Origin of the sequence: Hoskinsella mucinilytica (assembly GCF_045223415.1) — a bacterium.
Classification (GTDB): domain Bacteria; phylum Bacillota_I; class Bacilli_A; order Erysipelotrichales; family Erysipelotrichaceae; genus Hoskinsella; species Hoskinsella mucinilytica.
On sequence record NZ_JBEQZJ010000092.1, the window covers coordinates 1 to 2425 of the forward strand.

3 protein-coding genes are annotated in these 2425 nt (G+C 36.0%); all 3 read left to right on the top strand.

The window, feature by feature from the left end; translation table 11 throughout:
* Positions 1-722, top strand: a 722-nt coding sequence (locus UGRO018_RS17575; RefSeq protein WP_416327814.1) for a transketolase family protein, incomplete at its 5' end; no start/stop codon positions are given.
* Positions 710-1516 (top strand): HAD family hydrolase, encoded by an 807-nt coding sequence (locus UGRO018_RS17580; protein ID WP_416327815.1) that lies wholly within the window; start codon positions 710-712, stop codon positions 1514-1516. The genes UGRO018_RS17575 and UGRO018_RS17580, both read left to right, overlap by 13 nt.
* Positions 1517-1651: 135 nt before the next feature.
* Complete coding sequence (locus UGRO018_RS17585) at positions 1652-2257, top strand: HD domain-containing protein (protein WP_416327816.1); 606 nt, start codon at positions 1652-1654, stop codon at positions 2255-2257.
* Positions 2258-2425: the final 168 nt, after the last annotated feature.

Genomic DNA, 2425 nt, shown 5'->3' on the forward strand with positions numbered 1-2425 from the left:
TCGTATATGCATCCAGCTTTGCGATGTTTGCGGCAGGAAGAGCTTATGAACAAATCAGAAACAGCATTGCGTATCCCAATCTTAATGTAAAAATATGCGCAACACATGCAGGCATTACTGTAGGAGAAGATGGCGCAAGTCATCAAGCAATTGAAGATCTGGCATTGATGAGAGCCATACCGAATATGAAAGTGTTTAGTCCATGCGACGCATCCCAAAGTGAAGCCATAGTAAAAGCAGTAGCAGAGCTAGATGGACCATGTTATATACGATTGGGACGAGGCGATGTAGAAGATGTATACAAAAAAGAAACAGCCTTTACCTTTGGAAAAGGGAATGTATTGAGAAAAGGAAAACGTATTGCGATCATTGCGACGGGAATGATGGTACAAGAAGCACTGAATGCTTATGAAACATTGAAACAAGAAGGAATAGAGATTACCATCATCGACATGCCAACCATCAAACCAATCGATAAGGAATTGATCGAGGAAACAGCAAAAGCGCATGAAATGATCATAAGCTGTGAGGAACATAGTGTAATTGGTGGATTAGGCAGTGCAATTTCAGAGGTACTGGTACAGACTCAACCAGTGAGAATGATCATGATGGGAATGCAAGATCGTTTTGGAGAAAGTGGAACGCCACAAGCACTTCTTGAAAAATATGAACTAAATGCACAAGCAATCATCCATAAAGTAAAAGCGTTATGGAAAAGCTAACTAACATCAAGTTGATCGTTGCAGACTTAGATGGAACCCTTTTAAATGAAAACAAACAAATAGATCAAAATATGCCCTCTCTTTTACCAGCCATGAGAGAGCAGGGCATAGCCTTTACATTTGGATCCGGTCGTAATATGCATATCATGCAAGACTTTGTATCCCAATTACAGATCGATGTTCCCTATATTACGAATAATGGGGCAAACATGTTTGAAGGAAGAAGATGTATCTATGAATGTAGCATATCTTCTTCTGATCTGTTGTTGTCTTTGACCATGTTGAAGCAAGCAAATATTCCATTTCTCGCCTATTCGAACTTTGCTGTATATCCACAAGGATCTCATCCGGGGCTGTTACATTTTATGGAGCGATTAAAAGGCAAAAGTGAAATTGTAGAAACAAACACGATACATGAAATTATCGAGCACTCCATTTTTAAGGTTGTTATCATTCATGAAGATGAAGAAAAGATGGCACGCATGATGAAAGAAATGAATGATCAATGTAAAGAAGCTCATTGTGTTCGATCAGAAGGAGATATCTATACACTTACCCATATAGATGCATCCAAAGGAAACACTTTACAAAAGCTCATGAAGTATTTACAAATATCCTCAAAAGAGGTCTTGGTATTTGGTGATAATTATAATGATGTTAGTATGTTTGATGTTGCAGCCTATAGTGTTGCGATGAAAAATGCCACAAAAGAAATTCAAAATCAGGCAACTTATGTGACAAAAACCAATGAAGAACAAGGCGTATCATGGTTTATCAAGCACTATGTATTATAAAGGTTGTAAGCTATTTGAAGCAGTTCTTACAACCTCTTAATTTATATTTATATATCCGCTTTTTTCATAAATATCATAAAGTTAGATAGCAAGATCTAAATTACGTGGTAAAATAAAGAACAAGAAGGTGAAAAAATGGATAAAGAAAGATTAGATCAACAAATTGCATTTTGTAAAGAAATCGATAAAGAGAAATTTATAGGAAGACAAACATATCTTACCGGAGCAACCAGAAAAGAAAATGATGCAGAACATGCTTGGCATATGGCAATTATGACGTTGCTTTTAAGTGAATATGCGAATGAAAAAATTGATGTTTTAAAAACGATCAGTATGTTATTGATTCATGATTTGGTTGAAATAGATGCCGGTGATACTTATGCTTATGATGAGAAAGCTAAGCTGTCACAAAGAGAACGTGAATTAAAAGCGGCAGATCGTATATTCTCAATGTTACCTAAGGATCAAGGAACGAAATTAAGAAGTCTTTGGGATGAATTTGAAGAGGGAACAAGTCCTGAGGCAGAGTTTGCGCACACCATGGATAATATACAACCTACCATGTTGAATGCCGCTACAAATGGGCAAGCGTGGAAAGAAAGAGGTGTACATCTAAGTCAGATATTAAAGCGAAACAGCAATACCGCAGCTGGTTCTCAAACACTTTGGGATTATGCTTACCAAAACTTTATTCAACCGAATGTTGAAAAAGGCAATATATTAGATGATACAAAAGATTAAACGATCAGTCGGTATCCCATATGGATGCCTTTTTTTTATGTAATTTTAAGTTTTGATCGTAAACGATTTAGATCAAAATAAGCAATCTTTTTTCCAAGTGTTGTTGTTCCAGATCGGATGCCCCAAATATATAGATTAAGTTATATTTATCAAATTTTTAAAAAAATT

Bases quoted from the DNA above. Each gene is read 5' to 3' on its own strand.
- UGRO018_RS17580 (WP_416327815.1), top strand. From the start codon at position 710: ATGGAAAAGCTAACTAACATCAAGTTGATCGTTGCAGACTTAGATGGA.
- UGRO018_RS17585 (WP_416327816.1), top strand. From the start codon at position 1,652: ATGGATAAAGAAAGATTAGATCAACAAATTGCATTTTGTAAAGAAATC.